The following is a 24,564-nucleotide window of genomic DNA, read 5'->3' as shown; positions in this document are numbered from 1 at the left end:
AGTCGGTTTCGAAGCGAAACGAAGGGGTTGTCAAAACTGAGCGGCTGCCGGCACCCGCGTCACCGACGGCGGCGGTAGACGAGCGCGCCGACGACGCCAGTCGCGAGGGTCAGCAGATCCCACGGTGAGGGGTCGAGGCCGCGCGCCCGGGCGTCGCGACGGACCCAGGCGGTCAGCGCGAGGTGGGCGAGTACGGTTATCGCGACGAACGCCGCCGTTCGCGAGATCGAGGACTCGAACGCCACGTCAGTCGTCGGAGGACGCCGAGTTCCGCGGGCCCGCGGTCGCCCGCTTGTCGATGCCGGCCGCGCGGATGTCCTCGCCGCCGACGGAGGAGCGGAGTTCGTCCATCCCGTCCTCGCAGTCGATCTCGAAGTTCGTCTCGTAGAGGTCGGCGACGCGGGCCAGTTCCTCGTCGGAGAGCTTCGGGACGTCGCTGGCGGCGGCCCACTCGGTGATGTCCTCCTTGGTGTGGAACGTCGGCGTCACGCTCGCGACCGCGTCGTGGCTGAGGAGGTACGCGATGGCCGCCTGTCCCATCGTCCGCTCGCCGTCCCGTTCGAGGAAGCGGAGCGTCTCGATCTTCTCCCAGCCAGTCTCGTACCACGCGTCGGGTCGGAATCCGCGGTGGTCGTCGAGGTCGTGGCCGGTCTCGGGCGTCACCTGCTCGTTTAAGAGGCCCGAAGAGTGCGGGACGCGCGGGATCAGGCTGGTCGACGAACCCGTGCGCTCGATGGTGTCGAGGAAGTGGTTGCCGACCTCCTGCTCGAAGAGGTTCCAGACCAGTTGCACCGAGTCGAACTCCTCTTCGATCGCCATATCGCCCTCGGCGAGCCAGCCGATCGACGGGCCGAGCGCCCAGCCGACGGCGCGGATCAGCCCCTCCTCTTTCAGTTCGTCCAGCGCTTCGAGCACGTCGGCGTCGACCTCGTCGACGTTCGCGTTGTGCAGTTGCAGGACGTCGACGTACTCCATATCGAGTCGGTCGAGGCTCTTCTCGGTCGCAGAGCGGATCCACTCGCCGGTGATCTCTTTCGGAAGTTCGCCGTGGCCGGCCTGCGGGTGGTTGTAGAAGTCGTAGCCGACCTTCGTCGCGACGGTCACCTCGTCTCGGTAGTCGGCGAGCGCCTCGCCGAGGAGTTCCTCGCTGTCGCCGTGGCCGTAGACGTCGCCGGTGTCGAAGTAGGTGATCCCCTCGTCGATCGCGTGGTGGATCAGCTCGATCGAGTCCTCGCGCGTGCGGTCGCCCCACCAGTCGGTGCCGACGACCCACGCGCCGAATCCGACTTCGCTCACTTCGACGTCGGAGTCGCCCAGCGTCTGGAAGTTCATAGTCGAACGTTGGGCGGCGTTTTATTGAGAGTGTCGCCTCCTCTCGGCGAGCGAGAAGCGCTCCGCTCGGCGTCGACCCCGCCCCGGTTACGCCCGTTCGTACGCGAAGACGCCGTCCGGGTCGTATCGTTCGCGGACGGTCCGCAATCGCTCCGCGTCGCGCCCGTAGACGTCGGCGGCGGTGGCCTCCCGCCCGCCCGCGAAGTTCGGGAGCGTCCCGTGGCTCGGCGTCAGATCGCGGAAGCGACGACAGGTCTCGCGGACCCACTCGACGTTCTCCGGGGTCGCGGCCGGGTCGTCCCACGCGGCCTCGACGTTCACGACGACGTCGGCGTCGCGGCCGGCCAACGGCGTCGCCGATTCGGGAACGCGCTCGATCGCGCCGTGCATCGGCCAGACGACGACGGTCGAGAGGGCCGAGGGAGCCTCCGCGGCCGACGCCCGAAGCGCCCCGATCGCCTCGTCGTCGAAATCGGCGAGCGGCACCGACTTCCAGTAGTAGCGGCGACCGGCCGGGAAATCGTGGTCCATCGCCGACTGGAGGTCGACGTAGGCCATCGTCTCGACGGACGCGGCGAACGCGTCCTCGCGGTCGAGGAACGGCTCGAACTCCTCTCGCACACGTTCGGGGTCGCCCGTGTACACGCCCGAGAGCACGAGCGCGAGGTCGCCGCGGCGGTCGGCAGAGAAATCTACGTCCTCGCTCTCGGGGACGCGAGCGAAGTACGGCGACACGCAGGACTCCTCCGGGGCGTCCCGCTGGTACCGGCGGTACGTCCGAAGCGCGTCGGCGGCGGACTCGGCGGGCAGCCACGACTCGAAGAAGCAGACGTCGTGATCGAGCGGGTGCAGGTCGAACTCGAAGGCGGTGACGACCCCGGGCGTGCCGCCCCCGCGGGCCGCCCAGAACAGCGCCGGATTGCGGTCGGCGGTCGCCGTCACGCGCTCGCCGCGTCCGGTGACGACGTCGACCGCGCGGAGGTTGTCGGCGGTGAACCCGTGTTTCGGCGTGAGATAGCCGGTCCCGCCGCCCAGCGTGAGCCCGGCGACGCCGGTGTCGGAGACGACGCCCCCCGGCGTCGCGAGCCCGAACGACTGCGTCGCGCGGTCAAAAGTGGCCCACGTCGCCCCCGGTCCGACGCGGGCGACCCGATCGTCGGGATCGACGCGGACCCACTCCATCCGCGAGCAGTCGACGACGAGGCCGCCGGAGACGACGGACGCGCCGGAGACGCTGTGGCCGCCGCTGCGGACCGCGGTGGGGATTTCGTGCTCGCGGGCGAACGAGACCGACTCGCGGACGTCGGTGACGGACTCGCAGTACGCGATCGCGGTCGGGTACTCGTTTACCAGTCCGTTCCAGACCCGCCGCGCGTCGGCGTAGGCGTCGTCGTCGGGCGCGACGACCGTGCCACCGAGTCGCCGGGAGAGCGTTCCGAGCGGGAGCCGCGCTGCGAGCGCCCGCGCTCGACGGTTCGCGTCCATACCGAACGTCGGCAACGGAGTCGCTTACCGTTTGGGTCCTCGCCGACGAGGGTTTATATCCGAAGGCGCGGCCACCACCGACGTGATTTGACGACGGCCCTGCGCCGGGTCGCGGTTGTTCGGCACGTCGGCGCAGGTGTGAGACGGTGCCGACTGTCCGCCCCTGTTACACCGAGCTGAAGCACTCCCCGGCGGGTCGGCCTGCCGTTACTGGTCGAGCAGGTCGGCCATCCGATCGAGATACTCGTCGTAGACGCCGATGGCGGATTCGATCGGCTCCGGAGACGTCATCTCCACGCCGGCTGTTTCGAGCACGTCGATGGGGTACTCGGAACCGCCGAGCGCGAGCGCGTCCCGGTACGCTGCGGCGGCGTCCTCGCCGTCTTCGAGGATCCGCTCGACGATCGCGACGGCGGCGGAGATGCCCGTCGCGTACTGGTAGACGTAGTAGTTGTAGTAGAAGTGCGGGATCCGCATCCACTCGCGGTCGATCCGGCCGTCGACCGCCGCGGGCTCGTAGAACTGCGCTTTGAGCTCGCGGTAGGTCTCGTCGAACCGATCGGGCGTGAGCGCGCCGTCGGCCTCGGCGACCTCGTGAATCCGCTGCTCGAAGTCCGCGAACATCGTCTGGCGGAAGAGCGTCGAGCGGAAGCGTTCGAGGTACTCGTCGAGGACGTGCATCCGGAGTTCGTCGTCGTCGACCGTTTCGAGGAGGTGATGCGTCAGCAGCGTCTCGTTGACCGTCGAGGCGACCTCCGCGACGAAGATCGTGTAGTCGGCGTACTGCCAGGGCTGGGCGTCCTTCGCGAGTTCGGAGTGCAGCGAGTGCCCGAGTTCGTGCGCCAGCGTGAACATCGACGAGATGTCGTCTTGGTAGTTCATCAGGATGAACGGCTGGGTGTCGTAGGTGCCCGCGGAGAACGCGCCGGAGCGCTTGCCGCGGTTCTCGTAGACGTCGACCCAGCGGGAGTCGAGTCCCTCGGCGACGCGCTCTTGGTAGGCCTCCCCGAGCGGTGCCACCGCCTCGACGATGTACTCCGTCGCCCGTTCGTAGGGGATCTCGGGGCCTTCGTCGCCGGTCAGCGACATATACAGGTCCCACATCCGGAGTTCGTCGACGCCGAGCGCCTCGCGCTTCAGGTCCGCGTGGCGGTGGAGGCTCTCGAGGTTGTCGTGGACGGTGTCGATCAGCGTGTCGTACACCTCGACCGGGACGTTCGGGCCGTCGAGCGCCGCCGCGCGAGCGGTCTCGTAGTTCCGCGCTCGGGCGTACTTCACGTCCTTTCGGACGCTGTTCTTCAGCGACGTGCCGACCGCGTTGCGGACCTCGGCCCACTCGTCGTAGAACCGCTCGTAGACCTCCCGGCGGAAGCCTCGATCGGGGTGTTTCTGCAGCTTGGTGAAGTTGCCCTGCGTGATCTCCACGGCCTCGCCGTCGGGGCGCTCGACCGTCGGGAACGTCATATCCGCGTTCGAGAGCATCCCGTAGATGTCGGAGGACGCGCCCGCGACCTCACCCAGTTCCGCCAGCACTTCCTCGACCTCCGCCGACCGCGTGTGCGGTTTCATCCGCAGGACGTCGTCGAAGTAGTGCTCGTACTCCGCGAGCGCCGGTTCGCGTTCGACGAACGACTCGACGTCGTCCTCGTCGAGTTGCTGGAGTTCGGGTTCGAGGTAGCTCACCGCCGACTGCGTCGCCGACGCGAGCGACTCCGCCTTCGCGTTCATCGCCTGATACTCCTGGTTTCGGGTGTCTTCGGTGCTCCGAAGGTTCGCGTAGCTGCTGACCTTCGAGACCTCGCGGAGGAGTTCCTCCTGGAGTTCCAGTAGCTCCAGCAGGGTCTCGGGACTCTCCGTCGCGCGGCCCTCGTAGGCTCGGAGCTCGTCGATCCGCTCTTTCACCGACTCGTAGGCGTCCTCCCACGCCTCGTCGTCGGCGTAGATGCTCGTGAGGTCCCACGTGTCCTCGACGTCGATCTCGCTCCGCTCGGGAACCTGACTCATAGCGGAGAGAGCCGCGGGGTAGTGGTAAGAGTTACTCACCCGGCGAGTTCGGAGACGACGGCCGGGGCCGCCGATTGCGTCACTCGCCGAGCTTCGAGGCGATGTCCGAGAGCGACTGGTTCGGACGGCGCGGCACGTCGTAGACGACGCGCTCGCCGGGTTCGCGCAGGCCGTAACAGAATCCCGGGTCGAGCTCGTCGAGTTCGACGGCGTCACCGGGACCGCGGTCGTGCGTCTCACACCACTCGACGAGCCTGTTTTCGCCCTCGCCGGGTTCGCGAGCCAACCGCTGATTGTCGTACGATCCGCGGAGAAGCAGCCCGTTGGCGTCGGAAACGACTCGGGCGTGCGTCGTCACGCCGTCGAGCAACAGTCGAACGGGATCTCCCCCCTCGACGTCGACCTCGTCGGGGAGCCGGAGACAGGGCCGTCTGGTGCCGCCGCTCCGAGCGAGCGACGCGCGGAGGCTCCGCACGGAACCGTGATCGCTCGGGATGCGTTCGGACACGGACGTTTACTCTTCGTCGTCCTCGTCGGCGTCGGCGTCAGCGTCCGCTTCCTCGTCTTCCTCGTCCGCGTCAGTCTCGTCAGCCTCAGCGTCCGCTTCGTCTTCGTCGGCTTCCGCTTCCTCGTCGTCCGCGATGGTGCCGTCGACGAGCGACGCGTTGACCTGCGCGGTCGCGTCCGAGATCTGGCGGCCGCGGACCGTGATGCGCTTCCGCTCGCCGTCGCGCGAGGGCTTGTACCCCACGCCGCCCTCGAGGAGGAGTTCCTTCAGGTTCGCGCCGGCGACGTCGGCGCGCATCGGGCGGCCGGCCTCGTCGGAGCCACCGGTGAGCTCCAGCGTCTGTCCGTCGAGCCCGACGGAACCGCCGTCGACCTCGTCGCCGAGTTCGCGACCGATGAATCGGTTCGCGTCCTGTCCGTCGACCTCGAACTGCTCTGTGTGTCCGGTCTCGTCGGAGACGACGACCTTGAATTCAGCCATAGACGGGAGGAGACGGCCGCCGATAAAAAGTACGTCGAAAGCGATTCCCGCTGGAAGGCGGCCACAGGCGGTCGACGACTCGGATTCGGGTCGCGGTCGGCGCGGCCTGTCGGCGTCGCTCTGCCGCCCACTCGGTGTCGGCGGACGATCAGACGCCGGACTCGAAGCCGTCTTCCCAGCGGAACCGACCGTTTCGCTGGACGACTTCGCCGTCGACTTCCAGACGCGAGTTCTCGCTGACGTCGGTGATGAGGTCGACGTGGACCGCCGAGTCGTTCCCCGCCTCGCCCTCGGGGAGACAGGCGTCGTACGCGCGCCCGAGCGCGAGGTGAACCGTATCGCCCATCTTCTCGTCGAAGAGGATGTTGTCCGTGACGCGGTCGATGCCGCGGTTCATCCCGATGCCGAGTTCTCCCAGCCGACGCGCCCCCTCGTCGGTGTCGAGCAGGTCGGCGATGGTCTCCTCGCCGCTCTCGGCGCTGAAGTCCGTGACGCGGCCGTCCTCGAATCGGAGCCACACGCCCCCGACGCGCGCGCCGGAGATGGTCATCGGGACGTCGAAGACGACCTCGCCCTCGGTGGCGTACGGCGCGGTGAACACCTCCCCGGACGGGAGGTTGTGCGAGTCGTAGGCGACTGACGCCGCGGAGTTGACCGCGGTCCGGCCCTCTATCGACATCGTCAGGTCGGTGTCCTCGCCGACGAGGCGGACGTCGCTTCCCTCGTCGAGGACATCCTTCAATTCCGCCATCTCCTCGGCGAGTGACTCCCAGTCGCGGAGGACCGCGTCGTAGACGAAATCTTGGTACGCCTCGTAGGACATCCCGGCCTGCTGGGCCAGCGAGCGCGTCGGGTGGACTGTCGACACCCAGTCCGTCGCCATCCGCGCCTCCTTGACGGGCTGGTTCGCGCGGGCGGCCGCCTGTCGGGTCTCGCCGTCGACGTCCGCGGTCGCGAACGTGTTGCGACCGCCGCCGAGGAAGAGCACCGAATCGGCCCGCTCGTAGAGCGCGAGTTCGTGCGCCGGAGTCTCGAAATCGCCTGCGTGCGCACGGAGGTACGCGCGCGAGATCTCGTCGGAGGCGTACGTGGTCACGACGTTCGCGCCGCGGTCGCCGAGCGCCTCCGCGACGGCGACGGCGAGGTCGTGTGCGCCCTCCGCGACGCTGAGGACGACGTCGTCCCCCGGTTCGATGCGCGCGCTCCAGTCGACGAGCGTCTCGGCGTGCTCGTGAATGCGGTCGTCCATACCCTCCCCTCGTCGGCCGCGGTCAAAAACGCTTATCGCCCGACGCGGCCGAGCCCCGTGCGTGACATCCATCGCGCTGGCGACCGCCCCCGACCTGCCCGACCTCGTCGACGACGACGCCTCGTTTCTGGCCGCGCTCCGCGAGCGTGGCGTCGAGGCGACCCCCGAGATCTGGTCCGACGAGTCGGTCGCGTGGGGCGAGTTCGACGCGGTGCTCGTCAGAACGATCTGGGACTACTACCGTCATCCGGAGGCGTTCGCCGCGTGGGTCGATCGGCTCGACGCCGCGCCGACGGCGGTGCTGAACACGCCCGAGACGCTGCGGTGGAACCGCCACAAGTTCTATTTGCGGGACCTCGAAGCGCGCGGCGTCGACACGCTTCCGACGGAGTACGTCGCTCGCGGCCGAGACGACTCGCTCGCGGAGATCTTCGAACGCCGCGGGTGGGACGAGGCCGTCGTCAAGCCCGCGGTGAGCGCGGGGGCGTTCCGGACGAATCGGATCTCGCGCGAGGACGCGCCCGGCGAGCAGCCGTGGTTCGAGGAGCTCCTCGCCGACGGCGACGTGCTCGTCCAGGAGTTCGCCGACGGGATCACCGACGGCGAGTGGTCGCTGATCTTCTTCGACGGCGAGTACAGCCATTCGGTTCTCAAGCGCCCCAAATCGGGCGACTTCCGCGTACAGGAGGATCACGGCGGCAGCGTCGACGCCCCGGACCCGAGCGAATCGCTTCGGTCCTACGGAGGCGAGGTCGTCGACGCGGTGACGAGCGAACTGGGCGGGGACGTCCCGCTGTACGCCCGCGTCGATGGGATCACCACAGACGCCGGGGGAGAAACAGCCGGGTTCCGGCTGCTCGAAGTCGAACTCATCGAGCCGGAGCTGTTCTTCCGGGTCGACGACGACGCTGGATCGCGGCTCGCGGACGCGCTCCTCGATCGGCTGTAGTTATTCCGGCTGCCACAAACCACAACCACTACCACCTCACCCGCGGAGTTGCGAGTATGAAACTGGGCGTCATCGGCCTCGGCCGGATGGGACAGATAGTCGTCGACCGCGTGCTGGAGGCGGACCACGACGTGGTAGCGTTCGACCTCGACGCGGAAGCGGTCGCGACCGCCGCCGACGCGGGCGCGACTCCCGCCGAGGACCTCGAGGACCTCACCGACCGGCTCGGTGCCGACAAGCGGATCTGGCTGATGGTCCCCGCCGGGGACGCGGTCGACGCGACGCTGGACGAACTCGAACCGCACCTCGGCCCCGACGACGTCGTCGTCGACGGCGGCAACTCCCACTTCGAGGCCTCGGTTCGACGCGCGGACGCGACCGACGCGGCCTACCTCGACTGCGGCACCTCCGGCGGCCCCGCGGGCGCGGAACTCGGCTTCTCGCTGATGATCGGCGGCCCGCGGTGGGCCTACGAGGCGATGACGCCGGTCTTCGACGCCGTCGCGACCGGCAACCGCGGCCACGACCGGATGGGACCGAGCGGATCGGGTCACTACGTGAAGATGATCCACAACGGCGTCGAGTACGCGCTGATGCAGGCCTACGGGGAGGGCTTCGAACTGCTCGCGAACGGCCGCTACGACCTCGATCTCGAATCCGTCGCGCGCACGTGGAACAACGGCGCGGTCATCCGCTCGTGGCTGCTGGAACTCTGCGAGGAGGCGTTCGCCGAGGAGGGCAACGAACTCGGCGACGTGGCAGACCACGTCGCCGGCGGCTCGACGGGTACGTGGACCGTCCAAGAGGCGCTCGAACAGGAGGTTCCGGTGCCGCTGATCTATCAGGCGCTCGCCGAGCGGTTCGGCAGCCGCGCCGACGACGGCCGCTTCGGCCGGCGGCTCGCGAACCGCCTGCGCTACGGCTTCGGCCGTCACGAGGTCCAGCGGCGCGAGGAGTAGCTGACACGGATCCGCTCGACGACGATCCCCGGTATTACTCCTTCGACGAGGGCTTGACAACCGCTACGGGCGGGACTGGAAGGGGCCGCGGCGCTCGGTAGCCGAGACGAAGTAAGCACCGCAGGAGCGAGGCGAGCGAGCGACGAGGAGCACAGCGAGTCGCAGGCAGCGAGCGCCGCGGGGGCTTCCGAAATCGCCACGTTTCAGGCAGTACCCGTACCGCTAGAAGTAACGCAGTACGGCCGCGGCAATCACAATTTCCTTAACCCCCGACTCCGTAGCCGCCGATAATGGTCGAAATCAACTTCGTGGGGCTGGGTCTCGGGGTGGCCCTCACCCTCCTCGCGGTGTCGCTGCACTACGCGCGCGGCACCGGGTGGGCGCCCACCGGAGACATCTCGCAGGACGTGCTCGAACACCGGGCGCGCACCGTGCCGGAGACTGACTTCCCCGAGCCGATGAACCGATCCATCGGTGGCGGCGGCGTCGCGGCAGGCGCGGTCGCCGGCGGCGAGGAAGGTGCCGAACTCGAAGAGGGCGGCGACGAGGGCGGATCGAGCCCCGCCGACATCCCCGAGGACGAGATCGAGTACTTCGACGTCGAGTTCGTCAAACAGGGCGAGACGATCGAACTCGCGAACAACCAGACCGTCCTCGAACAGGGCGAAGACCACGGTTGGGACCTCCCGTACGCCTGCCGACAGGGCCAGTGCGTCTCCTGTGCGGGCCAGATCACCTCCGGCGGGAATTCCGAAGACTACGTCGTCCACGACAACCAGCAGATGCTCGACGACGCCGAACTCGACGACGGGTACACCCTGACCTGCGTCGCCTACCCCCGCGCTGACTTCGCGATCGAGACGGGCGAAGCGCCCTGAGACGGCGGTTTTCCTCTTCTGCCGGTTCACAATCGTTATACGATCGGCCGGTCTAGGCGTTTTCGAGGGCCCGTAGCTCAGTGGACAGAGTCCCTGGTTCCGGACCAGGATGTCGCGGGTTCAAATCCCGTCGGGTCCGTTCGGCCTTCGGCCTCACTCCCCCGACGACCTCCCACTCGCTCCGCTCGTGGGAGTCCCGTCGGGTCCGTTCTGTGGAGTTTAGCTGTGAACGAACTCTGTCTCGCTTCGTACCGAATCTCCGTCGGATCCGTCCCTACAGAGATCACAGCAAAGGACAGCGGACACGTATCCGAGAGATGAACGCTGATCGGTTCCGATCGCCACCTCGTCCCGAGAGACAGCCTACGCATCGGCGTCGACGACGGCGAACAGCTTACGCCAGTTCTCGTCGTCTTGACTCTCCGGGAGTTGATCGCGGAGTTGCTGGAGGTCCGACGGCGGGACGAGAGACCCCACGAGATCCATAATTACCTGGGCGTGGTAGGCCGCATCCGAGGGCTCTACGCCCTCGATCTCGCTGACGCGGGAGACGAACTCCGACCAGTCGAACCGCTCTCCGTGCTCGTGGACCGCACCGGTCAGGTACCACTTGATCTCCATCGGCAACGAGGCGGCCAAGTCCTCGGCGTTGCCCGCCGGGATCCGCTGGCCCAGCGTCATCAGCGTCGCTCTGATCGCCCGGACCGTCTCGCCCGTCCCCGGGAGTTCGAGTCGGTTCTGCACCTCGCCGGTGAACTCGTCAAAATTCATTGCTCCACATAGGGATACCGCGTGTCAGCGCATAACGATGTTCTTCGTCGAACTAGGTGCAACAAACGACGAAGTATGTGGACCACGAGAGGCGTGACGGGCCTCACAGCACCGAAGTATATCCTCTCGGGAGCCGTACCACCACCACCGATGTCACTCCGAGAGCGCGCGGAAGCGATCCTCTGGAACCGTCACTCGAACCCCAAGAGCGGCTGGTCGCGAGTTCCCACGGGGCCGGTGCTCGTCTACGCCCTCTACCGGCGGAACTGGCGACTGCTGATCGCCGCCCTCGGCTGGACGATTCTGAACCCGGTCCTCTTCAGTCCGCCCGAATCCGACGACGCGTGGATGACGCGAGCGGTCCTCGCCGAGCGGTGGTGGATTCGCGAGGAGGGGCGACGGACCGTCGGTCTCGACTACCCGAACGTCTGCAACGCGGCGGGGGCCCTCGGCTTCTGTTATGCGCTCTACGCCGCGTATCGACAGCGACCGGTCGGTGCCGCCGTCGGGACGGTCGCTTCGCTAGGGCTGAAGTTCTGGTGGCTACGCGTGCTGGTGCGACGCTACGACGCCGCCGTCGAGGCCTCGTCGGACGGCGCGTAGGCGGAGACCAGTCACCGGTCACTCGAACTCGACGCCGCGGATCTCGAATCTGGCACCGCCCGACGCGCTCTCGGTGACGTCGATGCGCCAGTCGTGTTCGTCGGCGACCTGCTCGACGATGTTCAGGCCGAACCCGGTGCCGTCCCGGATCGTCGAATAGCCCATCTCGAACACCTTCGACCGTTCGTCCGGCGGAATACCGGGACCGTCGTCCTCGACGTAGAAGCCGTCGTCGAGGGCCCCGACGGTGACGGTGACATCTTGACCCCCGTGTTCGACCGAATTTCGGAACAGGTTCTCGAAGAGCTGTTGGAGCCGAGGCCGGTCGGCCCGAACGGTTCGATCGACGGTCGCCTCGACGGTCGCACCGGCGGTCGCGACGTTCCGCCAGCAGCGCTCGACGAACGCCGACAGCTCGATCCGTTCCAGCGTCGTCTCCTGGCTGCCGTACTTCGCGAGCGTGAGGAGGTCGTCGATCAGCGCGTTCATCCGCTCGTGCGTCCGCGCGACGTCTGCGAGGTGCTCGCTGTCGCACTCCTCGCGGGCGAGTTCGAGTCGCCCCTGGGCGACGTTGAGCGGGTTCCGCAGATCGTGGCTCACGACCGAGGCGAACTCGGCGAGTTGCTGCTCTCGTTGTTTCCGGTCGGAGATGTCTCGCGCGGTGCTCAGCACCATCGTCTCCCCGTCGTAGGTGATGAGACTCGAACTGATCTCGACGGGGATCCGCTCGCCGCCTTTGGTCTGGTGAACCGTCTCGAAGACCTGCACCTCGTCCTCGGGCATCTCTTGGATCAGCCGAGAGATCTCGCCGCCGTCGAGACCGTCGTCGATGTCGTGCGGCCCCATCGAGAGCAGTTCCGATCGGGAGTAGCCGAGCGCCTCCACCGCGGCGTCGTTGACCGCCCGAAACCGCTCGTCGCGGTCGATCACCCACGCAGAGTCGTTCATCCCGTGGAACAGTTCGTCGGCCTGCTTGCGGGCCTGTTCGAGGTCGCGTTCGCGCTCCTTCTGCTCGGTGACGTCCTGGACGGCACCGCGCAGCGTTCGGACCTCGCCGTCTTCGACGGTCGGAACCCCCTGAATGCGGAGCCACCCTCGCTCGTCTTCGCCGCGGTGGAACTGCACCTCCACGTCGAAGGGCTCGCCGTCTTCGAGCGCCGACTCGACCGCGTCAGCGACGACGGCGCGGTCCGCGTCGTGGTACACGTCGAGTGCGGTCTCCAACGTGGGAGCGGTGTCGCGGTCGACGCCGAACAGGTCGTAGAGGTTCTCCGTCCAGAAGACGTCCTTCGTGTCGGGGTCGAGTTCCCACCCGCCGACGTCGGCGATGCGCTCGGTCCGGTCGAGCAGTTCGCGCATCCGCTCGAACCGCCGTTCGCTTCTGCGGCGATCAGTGACGTCTCGGGTCACCCCGACGACGCCGTCGACGTCCCCGTCGACCCGCAGCGGGGTCAGTCGGTACTCGATGACGACCGAGCCGTAGTCGGAGAACGACAGTTCGGCCTCGCCGCGGAGTTCGTCGCGCTCGCCGTCGAACAGTTCCCCGTAGGGGTCCCCGTCGGCATCAGCCCGAATGTGGGCGATGAGTTTGCTGGGCCGCCCCTCAAGCTCCTCGGCCGGGGTTCCGTAAATCTCGGTCAGGGCCTCGTTGACCACCTCGAAGCGGCCCTCGGCGTCGTAGATGCAGGCGGCCTCCTGCATCGTGTTCACCATCCGCTCGTAGCGCCGGAGTTCCTCCTCGCGTTCGACCTGCTCGGAGACGTCGCGCGAGACGACGAGGAACCGGCGTTCCGGCCCGTCCGATTGGATGCGAGTCAGGTGGACTCGCACGGGGAAGGGTTCGCCGTCGACGCGACGGAACGAGGTCTGCACCTCGATGCGGTCGCCGACGTCCATCCCGTCCCAGACCTCGCGGAGTTCGTCGGGATCGCTCTCGGCGTCCAGTTCCCACACCTTCTTGCCGATCAGTTCCTCTCTGGACCGGTCGAAGACCTCACAAAACCGCTGGTTCACCTCGACGATCGTCCCGTCTCCGGTGTGGACGTCGATCATGTCCGGGGAGTTCTCGAAGAGCGCCTCCATCCGGCTGGTCGTCCGTTCGAGGCGCGCCTCCCGCTCTTTCCGCTCGGTGACGTCGGTGATGAACCCCTCGATCGCGACCAGTTCGTCCCCCTCGTACACGCCGCGGCCCCGTTCCCACACCCACCGGGTGTCTCCGTCGCGGGTCCGTATTCGGTAGGTGATCTCGAACGTCCGGTCCGCCGAGAGCCCCTCTTGGACGGCCTCCCACGTCCGCTCGCGGGCGTCGGGATGGATGACGTCTTCGCCCCACTTCACCTCGTTGCGCTCGAGTTCCTCGGCCGTGTAGCCGCTGAGCGGCTCGACCTCGCCCTCGACCGTCTCCATCGGCCAGTCGGGGGCGTTCCGACACCGGTAGACCATCCCCGGGAGGGTGTCGATGAGCGTCTCCAGCCGCCGGGTCCGCTCGGACAACAACTCGCGGGACTGGCGGGCGTCGACGGCGTTGCAGATCCGGTTCGCGAGCAGTTCGTACTGCTCGGATTCCATCCCCTTCTGGAGGTAGTCGGTCACGCCCGCCGAGATCGCCTCGCTCGCGACCTCCTCGGAGCCCTTCCCGGTGTAGAGGATGAACGGCAACTCCGGGTGCGCGTCGCGAACCGCTTCGAGGAACTCGATTCCGGTCTGTCCGGGCATATCGTAGTCCGAGACGACGCAGTCGACGTCGTGCTCAGTCAGGAGCGTCTGCGCTTCCGCGACGCTCGTCGCCGAGCGGACCGAGAGCCGCGGCGCGACACGTTCGAGGAAGGTCGCCGCTAGTTCGGTGAACGCGGCGTCGTCGTCGACGTGAAGGACGTCTATCTGGTCGTCGGTGTCGGTCATACGGGTGCGCTCGTTGTCAGCGACTTGCCCGGCGACAACTTAAGCGGTGGCTGTCGTGTCAACTGGAGAGATTCTTCCCGGTTCTCGTTCTCACGGACGGGCGAGACGTTCACAGGTCACGCCACCTGACCAGCGCCAGCGCGAGGCTCCCGAGGAACGCCGCGACGGCCAGCAACCGCAGTTGGAACCGAACGGGGTCCGTCGCGAGCCGAGCGGTGAGGGCGGCGAGCCCCGCGACCCCGAGCAGGAACCAAACGAGCGCGTAGCTCCGACCCTCGACGTCCCGGTCCTCGTATCTCGACACGTAGGGGAGGAGCGTCGGGAACGCGGTGACGAACGCCAGAACGACCGGGAGGGTCGCGGGTCCGAAAATCGTCCGCACCGACGGAGGTTCATTCGCGCTCGCGACGGTGAACGTCCGCGCGAGGAACCAGATCGACGCGGTCTCGACGTACAGGCCGACGGGGATCCAGAGGTTCTCGTGCGTCAGCGGCTGCGACCGCTCGGAGTTGTCGGCGACCCACACACCGAGGCCGACGACTATCGGCCAGCAGAGCGCGAACGCGTATTCGGCCAGCGACGTCCCCGGAGCGGGCACGACAAGGCGTAGGCGGCCGAGGCGAACACCGCCACGAGCGGCAGGGCGACGAACCCGGCGGGGCGCGCGATCGGCTCGCCGTCGGCCATCGAGCGGTTCTCCCAGGCGTCGAGGAAGTGCGGGAGCCGCTGGAGTTCGCGGATCCACAGCCAGAGGAAGGAGACACCGGCGAGTCCGAGCATCGCGGTCAGCCCGACCAGGTTCCAGATCGTGACCCACGCGTCGGGGCCGAGCCCGAGTACCGGTCCGTCGAGGAGCGCCGAAACCGGGCCGACCAACTGGGATCCCAGCGTCACCGCGAAGAAGAGATACCCCGCGGCGACGAACGCGCCGAGGACGACGAACGTCGTCAGAAAGAGCCCCTGAACGCTTCTGGAGGCGTTCTCCAGCGAGTCCAGAAGGTACCGCTCCAAGTCGAACCCGACGTCGAGAACCTGCTCGCGACTCGGGCCGACCGTCAGCCGCGGTGAGACGGCGGCCACGACCGCCCAACCGAGAAACAGCAAGTCCGGGAGCGGGTACGCGTAGACGAACAACTGCGAGACGACGCCGGCGAGAAACACGGGAAAGACCAAGAGAAGGCCGACCGCGGCGAGGTAGACGACGCGCCCGACGAGGCCGAGGAGGCCCTCGCGGGCGAAGTCGGCGCGGAGTTCCTCGGAGACGTCCCGGTGCGGCGAGACGAGTTGGAGGACCTCGACGCCCCGCCCCTCCGGGTCGAACAGCGACCACTCCCGGACGCGGCTCAGGTACCAGAGCAGCGCGCCCGCGCTCGCGACCATCAGCACCGCGATGCCGGCCGTGAGCCGAGTACCCTCCGCGACCTCGAAGACGAGTCCCGCGCTCACCGCCGAGGTGGCAAAGAGCAGCCTGAAGCCCCGTTCACCCGACGGCAACTGTTCGAGGTACGTGTAGACCAGCGGCGCAAACGTGTAGAACACCGTCGCGAAGAGCAGCCACGTCGTCGCCGCCGCGACGGACGTCGAACCGACGGTGCCGCCGGCGAGCGAGAGCAGCGGGACGACGACGTCGCCGGGGAACCGAGCCAGCAGGTCAGCGGCCGCGGTGCCGCCGACCCAGACTCTCGGCGACCGCAGGACCGACGGGGCGAGCCCGAACGCCATTGCCGTGGGATTGACCGGTTCGGACCATCAATGTTGACTCCCCGAGGAGAGACGGGCCCTACCACGCCGGACATCGTGACCCGCTCGGGCCGGAACCCCCTACTCGAACTCCTGAAAGACGACGCCGCAGGCCTCACACGCCAGCACCGCCGGCGGGGCCCCGTCGAGGTCGGGGAGCGTGTGCCCGCAGCAGTCCTCGGGCGCGCTCTCGACGAGTTCCTCGCCGCAGTCCGGACACGCGTCCAGAAAGGCACACAGCGCGTGGGCCGCGGCCGGGCGGAGCCTGTCGGGGACGCCGGTGTCGGCGAGCGCACGCACCGCGCCGACCTCGGCGAGCGCGACCGGCCGCCGGAGCCACGTGACGCCCCCGTCGCCGCCGGTGACGACGACGAAGACGTCCGACCCGGCGCGCTCGACGCGCGCGGACTCGGCGGTGGCGACGCCGTCGGCGACGGCATCGGCGAGAGCCGCGTCGGACAGGTCGGCCAGCGACGTCATCTCCGCGCGCCACGACGACGCGAAAGACGCGGTCGGTTCCAGTCTGTCGTCGTCGACGGCGACGACCGACGCCGAGACGAGCGCCTCGAAGACCTCGTCGGGGGTGGGTTCTGTCGTGGCGGCAAGGGGGTCGCCGTCGCCGACAGCGTTGCCGTCGCGCTCGTCGGCACGGTCGCCACCTCCGCCGGCCCGCACGTCGCCGAGCGAGTCCGAACGGCGCTCGTGGCCGTCGAACCACCGGGCGAGCCGCGGGGGGAGCCGCGTCACGAGACGCGGGGCGAACCGCGGCGTGTACGGGAACAGGTACCCGCGGAGCCAGACGGCGACGCCGCCGACGAGTGCGACCGCGGCGGCGAGAAGCGGCCGCCACAGACCGAGCAGGACGACCAGCGCCGCGAGCGCGACGACGTTGACGGCCGTACACGCGCCGCAGCGGTTCTCGCCGGTGTGCTCGGGGCGGCGGAGTCTGAGTCGGTCGCTCATCGGTACAGCGTCGGCGGCATCGACAATCAGGCCACCGATTCGAGCGCTTCGAGGACGCCGTCGGCGAACGATCCCTCGGTTCTGGTGTCCGCGCGCGCGAGCGCCGTCTCGTCGGCGTTCGCGACGGCCACCGCGTGCCCGGCGAGGTCGAAAAGCTCGGCGTCGTTCGCGGAGTCGCCGATCGCGACGAACTCCTCGGGGTCGCGCTCCAGCAGTTCGCAGGCCCGGCGCAGCCCCGTCGCCTTGTCCACCGCGGGCGATTTGACGTGGTAGGCGTAGCCGGAGTCGACGATCGTCTGTCCGTACTCGGCCGCGAGGTCCTCCAGCAGGTCCCGCGGGACCTCGCGGGTCACCGAGAGTTCGGTCTCGCGCCAGCGGTTGTGCATATCCGGGTCGGGCCAGCCGCCGGGGTAGCCCCGGTCACGCAGGTCCGCGGCGACCGCCCGCGCGGCCGACGCGTCGCCGTCGACGGTGAGGTCGCCGTCGACGAGGACGACGCCGCCGTTCTCGGCGATCACGCGCTCGGGGATGCCGACGAAGGTGCACAGCGCCACGGGGTAGGCGAAGGACTTCCCGGTGGCGACGACGACCGGCTCCTCCCACTCCCGCAGGGGTCCGAACAGGCGCTCGTCGATCCCGCCGTCGGGACGAGTCATCGTGCCGTCGATGTCGAGCGCGAGGGGACGGCTCATCGGTTACTCACGGACCCGGGTTCGGTCACAGCGACGTCGGTCTCGCGCTCGCGCCGACCCGCGGCGGGCACACTCTCCAACGCTGCCGTTCGGCGGCGGCCTGTATGCCCGCGCGGACGGCGGAGCGAAGCGTGCGGAAGTCGAGAGGTCATCGGTACCACGGTCTGTGTGGTCACGGGGCATATATTTTCACATCCGATCTGGGATCGATAGTAAAGAAATAAACGAGTTGAAATGACTGCGGTAGCCCGAAGAGGAAACCGCACCACTCCAGCGGGCCGCGAGAGACGGGCCTCTCGGGCGGCGTGCGAACGATTTATCTCAGCCCGTGATATACCAACGCACAGCTGCTGTCGGGAGACGGCCGCTTCGTGTCGAGAACCCAATGACGACCAACGCATACATCGGTGCGATCGACCAGGGCACCACCGGAACGCGGTTCATCGTCTTCGACCGCGACGGGGCCCCCGTCGGCCGCGCCTACGCCCAACACGAGCAGTCGACTCCCGAGCCGGACCGGATGGAGCAGGACCCCGAGAGCATCTGGGCGTGCACGAAATCGGTCGTCAGAGACGGGCTTCGGAACGTCGGGATCGACGCCGAACAACTGGCCGCGATCGGCGTCGCCAACCAGCGCGAGACCGCGCTCCTGTGGGACGCCGCGACCGGCGAGCCCGTGGACGTCGCGATCGGCTGGCGGGACCGGCGAACGACCGAGCGGTTCGAGGACGTCGTCGCCGAGAAGGACGCGCTGATCCGCCAGGTCACCGGTCTCCGACCCGATCCGTACTTCTCGGCGGCGAAGCTGCTGTGGCTGCTCGAACGCGGCGGCGACGGCTCCCGGCACCTCCAGCGGCGGGCCGAAGCGGGCGAACTCCGGTTCGGCACGATCGACAGCTGGCTGCTCTACAACCTGACCGGTCGGCACGTCACCGACGTCACCAACGCCTCGCGGACGTTGCTGTTCGACATCGACTCGCTGTCGTGGAGCGAACGGCTGTGTGACGCCTTCGACGTCCCGACCGAGGTGCTGCCGACGGTCTGTCCGTCGAGCGATCCCGACGCCTACGGCGAGACCGACCCGGACGGGTTTCTGGGGGCCGCCGTCCCGGTCACCGCCGCGGTCGGCGACCAGCAGGCGTCGCTGTTCGGGCAGGCCTGCTTCGAGCGGGGGACGGCGAAGAACACCTACGGGTCCGGGTCGTTCCTGCTGGCGAGTACGGGCCGAGAGCGGGTCCGTTCCGAACACGGGCTGCTGGAGACCGTCGGGTTCCAGCGCGCCGGCGAGGACGCCCGCTACGCCCTCGAAGGCCCGGTGTTCGAGGCGGGATCGGCGCTGGAGTGGCTGCAGGACGTCTCGCTTCTCACCGACGTCGCCGAGATCGCCTCGGCGGTCCAGCGCGTCGACTCCTCGGACGGGGTCTACGTGGTCCCGGCCTTTTCTGGGCTCTTCGCGCCGCACTGGAACGAAGGCGCGCGGGGAACGGTACTCGGGTTGACGCGGGAGACCCGCCGCGAGCACGTGTTGCTGGCGACGCTGGAGTCGATCGGCTATCGCGTCCGCGACGTCGTCGGGGCGGTCGAGGACGACCTCGGCGAGCCGCTCGCGGAACTCCGCGTCGACGGCGCGGCGACGAGGAACGACTACTTCTGTCAGTTGCAGGCGGACCTGACCCAGCGGACGGTGGTGCGGCCGGCGGTCGATGCGACGAACGCCCTCGGGGCCGCGTACGCCGCGGGGCTCGCGGTCGGATACTGGGAGTCGATGGCCGAGAGCCGGGACGTGACGCAGCGGAGCCGGCGGTTCGAACCGCAGACCGACGCGGAGACCGCCGCGAACAAGTACCGGCGATGGACCGACGCGGTAACCCGAGCGATGGACTGGGAGCAAACGCAGTAACATGGACATCGATTCGCGAATCAGGCGTCGCCAGCGCGTCCAGACGGATCGCCGCCTGATCGTCGACTACGACCGGCTCAGCCCGGTCGCACACGTCGAAGACCCCGTCGGTCGGGGCCCGTTCGTGGAGCGGCTGCTCGATCATCTGGACCCCGCGTTCCGCGGGGAGCTTCCCCCCAACGGCTGCGTGTACGGGCCGAAGGGATCGGGGAAATCGGCGGTCGTCTCCGTGCTGTTCGATCGGCTGGCGTCGCTGTCGCTGCAACCGGGCGCGGTGATCCACACCGCGACGCGGGTGCAGATGCGAGACGTCCCGACGTTCGTGTACGTCGACGCCCGGGAGGCGAGCACGCAGTTCGCGTTGTACCGCGACCTCCTCGACGGGTTGACCGAGGACTCGATCCCCGATCAGGGGGTCGGTACCGACTGGATGTTCGAGCGGCTGGAGGACGCGCTGGCGCGGCAGCCCTCGGGCGTCGTCGCGGCCGTCGATCACCTCGGCGAGACCGAGTCGAACGGCATCGAGTGGTTGCTCGACTCGCTCGCGCCGCTGGAGGGCATTTCGTGGCTCGCAATCGGCCGGAACGCGCCGGAGCCCGCGGGTCCAGTCGACGAGACCGCCCACTTCGAGATCGGCCGGTATCAAGAGCAGGTGCTGATCGACCTCCTGATGACGCGTGCGAACGGGGGCGTTCCCGGAGAGTCGCTGAATCACGCGGGGGCGAGGCGGATCGCAGAGTGGGCCGAGGGCGACGCCCACGACGCCCTGGCGGCGCTCTTGGGGGCGGCGGACGTCGCGATGTCCGACGGGAACAACCGCCTCCGCGAGGCCGACATCGAAGCGGGGATCGACTCGGTCCCCAGGCCGGCGGTCTCGCTCGGGCGGATCTTCTCGCTCCCGGCGAACAAACAGACGGTGTTGCGGGCGCTGATCGATCTCGACGACGACAGCCGACAGTCGGTGACGACGGCGGCGGCGACGATCGCCGCCGTCGAAACGGTGTCGCTGTCGGCGAGCACCGTCAAGCGGTTCCTGTACCAACTCGCCGAGGCGGGAATCGTCGAGCGGGTGCCGCACGGGAACACCTCCGGGAAGGGGCGTCCCCCGAGCCGCGTGGAACCGCGGTTCCCGACCCGCGCGTTCAGAAAGCTCTACGACGCGCGGTGAGCGAGACGGGGAGGCCCGTAGACGGGAGCTAATATGCGCCCGGTGCATCGATGAGAAATAATTATATGAATACTGCCTACCTGGCGCATCCAAAGAATTAAGTTCTATCACTATCGATCCTCCGGTTATGCGCCAGGTTGATAGACGGAAGTTCGTCAGTGGAATTGGAGCCGCCGCACTCGCGGGTGTCGCGGGGTGTAGCGGCGGCGGCGACAGCGGTGGCGACTCCGGGGGAGACTCCGGCGGCGACAGCGGTGGCGACTCCGGGGGAGACTCCGGCGGCGACAGTGGTGACGGCGGTGACGACGCCCCCGATCACGTCGATCCGTCGACGTACCCGGAGTTCGATCCGACGGACCCCGAGTTCCCGCAGCTGACCAGCACGCTTCTCGAGGCCGGATTCGAGACCGGCGCGATGGCCGACCTCGAACGGATGCAGGAGAACCCCCGCGACGAGCCCCGCTACGGCGATCCGGTGCCGGAGACGCCCGAAGACGAGAGCGAGTGGCTCGACCCCGACACGCTGCAGTTCTCGCTGGTCCCGACCGAGGACCCGACGGTGTACGAGAACACGCTGGAGCCGCTTCTGAACAACATCGAGGAGGAGACCGGCAAGAGCGTCGAGTACGCGACGCTCGACTCCTACGCGGCGCAGGTCGAGTCGATGCGCTCCGAGCGGCTCCACCTCGCAGGCTTCTCGACGGGGACCGTCCCGTTCGCGGTCAACATCGCCGGGGCCGTCCCGTTCTCCGTCCAGATCGACGGTAGCGGCGAGGGCTCGTTCGGCTACCGGCTGTGGCTCATCACGCAGGTCGACAACGAGGACATCGGCGCACTCGAGGACCTCAAGGGTGAGCCGAAGCAGAACGTCGCGCACGCCGACCCGTCCTCGAACTCCGGCAACCTCGCACCGCGCGCGCTGTTCGCCAACCAGGGCGTCGTGCCCGAAGAGGACTACGAAGTGAGCTACTCCGGTGGCCACCAACAGAGTTCCCTCGGCGTCGCCAACGGCGATTACGAGGCGGCACCGGTGTGTTCGACGTGTTACGCCCGCGTCGCTCGCGACGACCAGCTTGACCCGTCCCAGATCAAGACCATCTGGGCCTCCGAGCCGTTCCCGACGACCGCCTTCTCGTACGTCCACACGCTCCATCCGGACATCCAAGAGGGCGTCCGCCGCGCGTTCCTCGATTACGACTACAGCGACACCTCCATCGCCGAGGAGTTCGAGGGCCGCGGCACGTGGGTCGAGATCGACTACGCGACGGTCTGGGACATCATCCTCCAGATCCAGGAGTCGCTCGACACCGAGTACCAGACGGGCAACATCGAAGGGTAGTCGACGCCCGTCTCCCTTCGTTTCTTTATCAACAACCAGCTACGACACATTAGATATGCTCTCAGTAACCGACTTACAGAAAACGTACCCCTCCGGCGACGAGGCTCTCAAAGGCGTCTCACTCGACGTGACCGGTAACGAGACGGTCGCGGTGATCGGCCCCAGCGGCGCGGGAAAGAGTACGTTCATCCGATGCATCAACCGACTCACGGAGCCGACGGGCGGCACCGTCGAACTCGATGGCTTAGAGATCACCGGCCTGTCCGGCAAGGAACTCCGGAACGCTCGCCGAGATATGGGGATGATCTTCCAAGAGTACAACCTCATCGAGCGGCTCACCGTGATGGAGAACGTCCTGTCGGGACGGCTCGGATACGTCAGCACGTGGAACGCGTTCCGACGGAAGTTCGACGGCGACGACATCGAGCGGGCGTACGAGGTGCTCGAACGCGTCGGCCTCGAGGGACACGAGAACAACCGGGCCGACGAGCTGTCCGGCGGACAGCGTCAGCGCGTCGGCATCGCACGGGCGATTCTCCAGCGCCCGAAGATCCTGCTCGTCGACGAACCGACGAGCAGTCTCGACCCCGAGACGTCGCGCGCGGTGATGGATCTGCTCGTCGAGATCGCCGACGAGGACGACATCCCGGTGCTGATCAACATCCACGAGGTCGACCTCGCGGAGGAGTACTCCGATCAGATCGTCGGCCTCCGCGACGGCGAAAAGGTCTTCGAGGGAACGCCCGAGGACCTCGACGAGACCGCCCGCGGGCAGATCTACCGCGGTGAGGAGATCCCCGACGAGAGCGCGGTGAAATCGCCCTCGGACGACGGTTCGAGCGCCTCCGACTCGGCCACGCAAGAAGGCGCTATGCGCCGAGGATAACGATGGCGACAGAACAACCAGACCGCCGGACGTGGCAGCGGCCGACGGCGTTCTACAACCACTACGTGAAGTGGGCGGTGTACGCGGTCATCGCCGTGTTCCTCCTGTGGAGCGCGTGGAATATGCGGATCTCGCCCGCCCGGATGGCCGCGGGGTGGGACTCGGCGGTCGGGCTCATCACCGGGATGTTCCCGCCGGAGTTCACGCCGTTCAAGACTGACCTCCTGATCGAGGGCCTGACCGAATCGATCGCGATGTCGATCATCGCGACGATCGTCGGCGTGATCATCTCCATCCCGGTGGCCTTTATGGCCGCCGAGAACATCGCACCTCGGCCGGTGTACGTACTGGGTCGGGGGATCATCACCGTCTCGAGGGCGTTTCACGAACTCATCATCGCGATCATCGCCGTCAAGGCGGTCGGAATCGGCGCGCTTGCGGGCGTGATCGCCCTCTCGTACAAGACCATCGGGTTCTTCGCGAAACTGCTCGCCGAAGAGATCGAAGACATCGACGCCGGGCAAAAAGAGGCCGTCGAGGCGACCGGCGCGAACCAGACCGAGACGATGCTGTTCGGCGTCGTCCCGCAGGTGATGCCGCGCGTCGTCGGCCTGACGATCTACCGCTGGGACATCAACATTCGTCACAGTACGATCGTCGGCATCGTCGGTGCGGGCGGCATCGGATCGACGCTCCTGAGCTCCTTCGACCAGTACGACTACGACTTCTTCCTGACGATCATCCTCGCGATCATCGCCATCGTCATGATCGGTGAGTTCATCAGCACCTACGTCAGGGGGCGGATACAATGACCGATTACCGAACGTGGGAGCGACGGACGCCGCGGCAGCGGATGGTCCGGTACCTCTTCGGTCTGATCACGCTGGTGGCCGCGGCCATCTCGTGGCGGCTCCTCCAGATCAACTACGGCTACGTCGGCACCGCGCCCACGGAGTTCATGGATCTCATCAACCGGATGTACCCCCCGAACGTGGCGTACACCGGTCAGATCATCTCACCGATGATCGAGACGATCCACATCGCGATCCTCGGCACGGCGCTGGCGGTGCTGATGGCGATCCCGGTCGCGCTACTCGGCGCGGAGAACACGACGCCGAACCGGCTCGGTTTCGTGATCGGGAAGTTCATCATCTCGGCCTCCCGGTCGGTGAACGTCATCATCTGGGCGCTCGTCTTCGTCATCGTCTTCGGTTCCGGCGCACTCGCCGGGACGCTCGCTATCGCCGTCCGCTCGGTCGGGTTCTGCTCGAAGCTCATCGCGGAAGCGATCGAGGAGATCGATCCGGGTCAAGTCGAGGCGGTCAAGGCGACGGGCGCGAACTCGATCGAAGCAGCCATCTACGGGATCGCACCGCAGGTGAAACCCGCCTTCATCGGCGTCTCGACGTACCGGTGGGACATCAACGTCCGCGCGTCGACCATCATCGGCTTCGTCGGCGCCGGCGGGATCGGCGTCGAACTCAACACGTCGATCAACTTCTTCGCCTGGCAGCAGGTACTGACGATCCTGCTCGCGATTCTCGGCATCGTCATCTTCAGTGAGGTCACGTCGGCGTACCTGCGCCGGAAGGCCCGCTGACGGCGAACGTCCTCTTTTTTCGACCGCCAGACGGTGCCCGTTCGAGTCGAGGCGCGTACTCGACTCTGAGCGTGCAGACGGCGACGACCGACACACAAATAATCAACTGGTTGATAGCTCGTGTCGGCCGCTCCCGTGGTCGTGCACCGCGGCGTTC

23 protein-coding genes and 1 tRNA gene are annotated in these 24,564 nt (G+C 67.7%); 11 read left to right on the top strand and 13 right to left on the bottom strand.

All coding sequences use genetic code 11. The features are described from left to right. Positions 1 to 59 precede the first annotated feature (59 nt). From ACP99_RS03490 to ACP99_RS03460, 7 genes are all read right to left on the bottom strand, one after another. Positions 60 to 245: a hypothetical protein gene (locus ACP99_RS03490; protein WP_049985272.1), complete on the bottom strand. Its 186-nt coding sequence runs from the start codon at positions 243 to 245 to the stop codon at positions 60 to 62. Position 246: 1 nt separating this feature from the next. Continuing rightward, positions 247 to 1,332: an aldo/keto reductase gene (locus ACP99_RS03485; protein ID WP_049985271.1), complete on the bottom strand. Its 1,086-nt coding sequence runs from the start codon at positions 1,330 to 1,332 to the stop codon at positions 247 to 249. 87 nt (positions 1,333 to 1,419) lie between these two features. Then, on the bottom strand, positions 1,420 to 2,817 hold the full coding sequence (locus ACP99_RS03480) for an FAD-binding oxidoreductase (protein WP_049985270.1): 1,398 nt from the start codon (positions 2,815 to 2,817) through the stop codon (positions 1,420 to 1,422). A 207-nt stretch (positions 2,818 to 3,024) separates the two neighbouring features. Further along, positions 3,025 to 4,821, bottom strand: a complete 1,797-nt coding sequence (pepF, locus tag ACP99_RS03475) for an oligoendopeptidase F (RefSeq protein ID WP_049985269.1) — start codon at positions 4,819 to 4,821, stop codon at positions 3,025 to 3,027. Positions 4,822 to 4,900: 79 nt separating this feature from the next. Next, positions 4,901 to 5,329, bottom strand: a complete 429-nt coding sequence (locus ACP99_RS03470) for a DUF7112 family protein (RefSeq protein WP_049985268.1) — start codon at positions 5,327 to 5,329, stop codon at positions 4,901 to 4,903. Between the two features lie 6 nt (positions 5,330 to 5,335). Continuing rightward, the gene (locus ACP99_RS03465) at positions 5,336 to 5,809 is read right to left on the bottom strand and encodes a 30S ribosomal protein S6e (RefSeq protein WP_049985267.1); all 474 of its coding nucleotides are present in this window, start codon (positions 5,807 to 5,809) and stop codon (positions 5,336 to 5,338) included. Between the two features lie 148 nt (positions 5,810 to 5,957). Beyond that, entirely contained in the window at positions 5,958 to 7,058 is a 1,101-nt protein-coding gene (locus tag ACP99_RS03460) for an aminopeptidase (protein ID WP_049985266.1), read from the bottom strand. A 61-nt stretch (positions 7,059 to 7,119) separates the two neighbouring features. Here ACP99_RS03460 and ACP99_RS03455 point away from each other — a divergent pair, with 61 nt between their 5' ends. From ACP99_RS03455 to ACP99_RS03440, 4 genes are all read left to right on the top strand, one after another. Beyond that, positions 7,120 to 8,007 (top strand): ATP-grasp domain-containing protein, encoded by an 888-nt coding sequence (locus tag ACP99_RS03455; RefSeq protein WP_049985265.1) that lies wholly within the window; start codon positions 7,120 to 7,122, stop codon positions 8,005 to 8,007. 56 nt (positions 8,008 to 8,063) lie between these two features. After that, positions 8,064 to 8,966, top strand: coding sequence for a phosphogluconate dehydrogenase (NAD(+)-dependent, decarboxylating) (gnd, locus tag ACP99_RS03450; RefSeq protein WP_049985264.1), 903 nt, complete (start codon positions 8,064 to 8,066; stop codon positions 8,964 to 8,966). A gap of 290 nt (positions 8,967 to 9,256) precedes the next feature. Next, positions 9,257 to 9,844 carry a 2Fe-2S iron-sulfur cluster-binding protein gene (locus ACP99_RS03445; protein WP_049985263.1) on the top strand — a complete coding sequence of 196 codons (588 nt, stop codon included), beginning with the start codon at positions 9,257 to 9,259 and terminating at the stop codon, positions 9,842 to 9,844. A gap of 66 nt (positions 9,845 to 9,910) precedes the next feature. Beyond that, a tRNA-Arg gene (locus ACP99_RS03440) sits at positions 9,911 to 9,983 on the top strand. 224 nt (positions 9,984 to 10,207) lie between these two features. Here ACP99_RS03440 and ACP99_RS03435 read toward each other — a convergent pair. Beyond that, complete coding sequence (locus ACP99_RS03435) at positions 10,208 to 10,615, bottom strand: DUF2267 domain-containing protein (RefSeq protein ID WP_049985262.1); 408 nt, start codon at positions 10,613 to 10,615, stop codon at positions 10,208 to 10,210. A 150-nt stretch (positions 10,616 to 10,765) separates the two neighbouring features. On the opposite strand from ACP99_RS03435, the gene ACP99_RS03430 reads away from it, so the two are divergent. Next, positions 10,766 to 11,218, top strand: a complete 453-nt coding sequence (locus ACP99_RS03430) for a DUF6653 family protein (RefSeq protein WP_049985261.1) — start codon at positions 10,766 to 10,768, stop codon at positions 11,216 to 11,218. Between the two features lie 18 nt (positions 11,219 to 11,236). Here the strand turns inward: ACP99_RS03430 and ACP99_RS03425 are convergent, their stop codons facing one another. The 5 genes from ACP99_RS03425 to ACP99_RS03405 form a co-directional block, all read right to left on the bottom strand. Further along, positions 11,237 to 14,119 carry a hybrid sensor histidine kinase/response regulator gene (locus ACP99_RS03425; protein ID WP_049985260.1) on the bottom strand — a complete coding sequence of 961 codons (2,883 nt, stop codon included), beginning with the start codon at positions 14,117 to 14,119 and terminating at the stop codon, positions 11,237 to 11,239. Positions 14,120 to 14,228: 109 nt separating this feature from the next. Then, a complete protein-coding gene (locus tag ACP99_RS03420) occupies positions 14,229 to 14,645 on the bottom strand; it encodes a hypothetical protein (RefSeq protein ID WP_197052341.1) in 417 nt (138 codons plus the stop codon). 14 nt (positions 14,646 to 14,659) lie between these two features. Beyond that, positions 14,660 to 15,841, bottom strand: coding sequence for a hypothetical protein (locus ACP99_RS03415; protein WP_049985258.1), 1,182 nt, complete (start codon positions 15,839 to 15,841; stop codon positions 14,660 to 14,662). Between the two features lie 99 nt (positions 15,842 to 15,940). Next, positions 15,941 to 16,822 (bottom strand): hypothetical protein, encoded by an 882-nt coding sequence (locus ACP99_RS03410; protein ID WP_049985257.1) that lies wholly within the window; start codon positions 16,820 to 16,822, stop codon positions 15,941 to 15,943. Between the two features lie 26 nt (positions 16,823 to 16,848). Beyond that, positions 16,849 to 17,514, bottom strand: a complete 666-nt coding sequence (locus tag ACP99_RS03405; protein WP_049985256.1) for an HAD hydrolase family protein — start codon at positions 17,512 to 17,514, stop codon at positions 16,849 to 16,851. Between the two features lie 385 nt (positions 17,515 to 17,899). Between ACP99_RS03405 and glpK the strand changes: the two genes are divergently transcribed. From glpK to phnE (ACP99_RS03375), 6 genes are all read left to right on the top strand, one after another. Next, positions 17,900 to 19,414: a glycerol kinase GlpK gene (gene glpK / locus ACP99_RS03400; protein ID WP_049985255.1), complete on the top strand. Its 1,515-nt coding sequence runs from the start codon at positions 17,900 to 17,902 to the stop codon at positions 19,412 to 19,414. A gap of 1 nt (position 19,415) precedes the next feature. Next, the gene (locus ACP99_RS03395; RefSeq protein WP_049985254.1) at positions 19,416 to 20,582 is read left to right on the top strand and encodes a Cdc6/Cdc18 family protein; all 1,167 of its coding nucleotides are present in this window, start codon (positions 19,416 to 19,418) and stop codon (positions 20,580 to 20,582) included. Positions 20,583 to 20,709: 127 nt separating this feature from the next. Next, entirely contained in the window at positions 20,710 to 21,921 is a 1,212-nt protein-coding gene (gene phnD, locus ACP99_RS03390) for a phosphate/phosphite/phosphonate ABC transporter substrate-binding protein (protein WP_049985253.1), read from the top strand. Between the two features lie 55 nt (positions 21,922 to 21,976). After that, complete coding sequence (gene phnC / locus ACP99_RS03385; protein ID WP_049985252.1) at positions 21,977 to 22,807, top strand: phosphonate ABC transporter ATP-binding protein; 831 nt, start codon at positions 21,977 to 21,979, stop codon at positions 22,805 to 22,807. Positions 22,808 to 22,809: 2 nt separating this feature from the next. After that, on the top strand, positions 22,810 to 23,619 hold the full coding sequence (phnE, locus tag ACP99_RS03380) for a phosphonate ABC transporter, permease protein PhnE (protein WP_049985251.1): 810 nt from the start codon (positions 22,810 to 22,812) through the stop codon (positions 23,617 to 23,619). After that, positions 23,616 to 24,407, top strand: a complete 792-nt coding sequence (gene phnE / locus ACP99_RS03375; RefSeq protein WP_049985250.1) for a phosphonate ABC transporter, permease protein PhnE — start codon at positions 23,616 to 23,618, stop codon at positions 24,405 to 24,407. Before phnE (ACP99_RS03380) ends, phnE (ACP99_RS03375) begins: the two co-directional genes overlap by 4 nt. Positions 24,408 to 24,564: the final 157 nt, after the last annotated feature.

It is taken from the genome of Halobellus rufus, from assembly GCF_000739575.1.
In the GTDB taxonomy this organism is placed as follows: Archaea; Halobacteriota; Halobacteria; order Halobacteriales; family Haloferacaceae; genus Haloquadratum; species Haloquadratum rufum.
Note: the sequence above shows the minus strand (reverse complement) of the source record. Positions and strands in the feature narration are given on the sequence as shown.